Here is a 2,214-nt window from a genome sequence, read left to right as displayed (position 1 = left end):
GGGCCTGGTCGGTGGGCGCTGACGCGCCGGGAGCGCAGCCGAGAGTCGCTCCTGAGGGAAGCCCGACTCGTGGGGCGCAAAGCGCCATCCCCGACCGGGCCGCGAGGCCGGACCACGCCGCCACGGGGGCGGTAAACCCGCAGCCCTCGCTCGCAACGCAACGGGTGGGCGGTGGAGACAAATCCCCCGGGCCCGCCGCAGGCGACCCGCTCAGTCCTCCCGCAACGCACCTTCGCGGTCGGCGTTCACCGCAGCGTCTAGCCGCGCCCGCGCGCCGTCGAGCCACTGCTCGCACACCACGGCCAGCCGCTCGCCGCGCTCCCACAGCGCCAACGACTCCTCCAGGGTGATGCCGCCGGTCTCCAGGCGCCGCACGACCTCGACGAGCTCGTCACGGGCCTGCTCGTAGGCCGGCGCCTCGTCGGACGCCGGCGTGGTCTGCTGCTCGCTCATGCGCCCAGCCTAACCACCCGTCGCCGGTCGGCTCACGGCCTCGCCGCGGTGACCCGCACCGCCGCGCCGCCGTCGGGATGCCCCGGGGTCAGCGGGCGAAGCAGTTCGGCCGACGCGCCGTACGCGAGCGCGGAACCGGGATCGCCGGTCCCCAGCGTCGAGTGCTTGTACGGCTGGCCGTGGTGCGCGTAATCGGGTGCGCCGTCGGCGTCGACCACCTTGGTGCTGTACGGGCCGCGCGCGGGCACCACGGTCGACCCGTCCGTGAAGCGGTCCACCGGCGCACCGGCCACGTACTCCACGCCCGGCGCCCAGCCACGCGCGTCGGAGAACGCGCGAACCGGGTCGCGCGGGTCGAAGTCCTGGCACCACGCGCCGTTGGTGTGGCACGCCGCGAACGCCGGAGTCGGTACGAAGCCGAACGCGGCGTCGGAGGACTGCGCGCGGTTCTCGATGTTCTTGCGCGGATTGCCCTTGACCGAGTAGTGCTCGGCGGCCTCGCCGGTCCACCGGCGCGGGTCGGGGTGCGCGTCCACGACCAGGACCTGCCCCTTGGCGCCGTAGCTCGGGGGCGCGCTCAGGTTGAAGTTGACGCCGTTGTTTTGATATTCCGCGTCGCGCAGCCACACCAACATGCCCGGCACGTCGTAGCGCAACCGGTTCACGGAGATGCCCTGGGCGTCGCTGTGCCCTGCGGTGTAGGCGTGGTTCAGGCCCTCGTCGAAGCCGACCGGCGCGCGCCACTCCATCAGGTAGTACTGCTCACGCGCGACCGCGCCCGACGTGCGACCCCAGCCCGCGCCGCGGGTCACGGTGGTCGAACCCTTGACCGCGGTCCAGCCGTTGTCGCCGTTCTCGACGTCGTCGGTCCACACCGTGTCGGTGCCGACGGTGAGCGAGAAGTCGTCGGCGAACCAACCCTTCTCCATGAACGCGGCGTCGGTGTTCAGGTCCAGCCGCAGCTTGACGCGTTGTCCGGCGTACGGGGTCAGGTCGACGCTGTCGTGCCGCCAGCCACCGGAGTCGCCGGTGAGCGCGTCGGTCTTGCGCAGCTCGCCGAGGTTCTTGTTCGGGTCGGCGTAGTCGGCCTTGGTGCTGACGAGGTTGCCCGCGTCGTCGTGCACGGGCAGTTGCCGCCAGGTGACGCCGTCGTCGACCGAGAGTTCGACGAAGCCGTAGTCCCAGTCCTGTTCGATGACGTAGTCGTTCCACATCCGGAACCTGACGTCGGATCCGGTGGGCACCGCGATGTCGCGCACGATCCGGCTGTCCGACCACTCCTGGTCACGGCCGGAGTACCACATGCCGGCTCCGCCGTGCGGGGTGCCGATGCGGACCACCTCGTCGGGCAGGTCGACCCGGACCGCCTCGCGGGTGCCGGGTCGGGGCTTCGCGGCGGCGCCGAGCAGGACGGTACGGGTGCCGCCGCCGACCGGGACCACCTGCGGATCGATCCAACCCAGGACGTACTTCGACCAGGCGCCCATGTGCGCGGGCATCGTTTGGAACAGGGGCCCGGCGTGGGATCCGGAGGACATCAGGTCCCAGAAGTCGACGTCGGTCTCGCCGCCGCTGAAGTTGTCGTACAGGTCGGGCAGACCGAGGTCGTGGCCGAACTCGTGGGCGAACACGCCCACTCCGGAATCCTCGGGCTGCACGATGTAGTTGGCCACCTTGAGGTCGGTGCCGGGGACGACGTGCCCGCGCAGCACGGTGCTCGCGTGCGCCCAGATCGCGTAGGTGCCCTCGGCGCCGCCGCCG

2 protein-coding genes are annotated in these 2,214 nt (G+C 71.7%); both read right to left on the bottom strand.

Going from position 1 to position 2,214, the window contains the following annotated elements; all coding sequences use genetic code 11:
• Positions 1 to 210: 210 nt before the first annotated feature.
• Positions 211 to 453 (bottom strand): exodeoxyribonuclease VII small subunit, encoded by a 243-nt coding sequence (locus tag GT354_RS33160; protein ID WP_161360070.1) that lies wholly within the window; start codon positions 451 to 453, stop codon positions 211 to 213.
• Between the two features lie 32 nt (positions 454 to 485).
• A partial coding sequence (locus GT354_RS33155; RefSeq protein ID WP_161360069.1) for a M6 family metalloprotease domain-containing protein occupies positions 486 to 2,214 on the bottom strand: 1,729 nt, incomplete at its 5' end.

The sequence above is a fragment of the Streptomyces sp. SID3343 genome, assembly GCF_009865215.1.
Lineage (GTDB): Bacteria > Actinomycetota > Actinomycetes > Streptomycetales > Streptomycetaceae > Embleya.
Note: the sequence above shows the minus strand (reverse complement) of the source record. Positions and strands in the feature narration are given on the sequence as shown.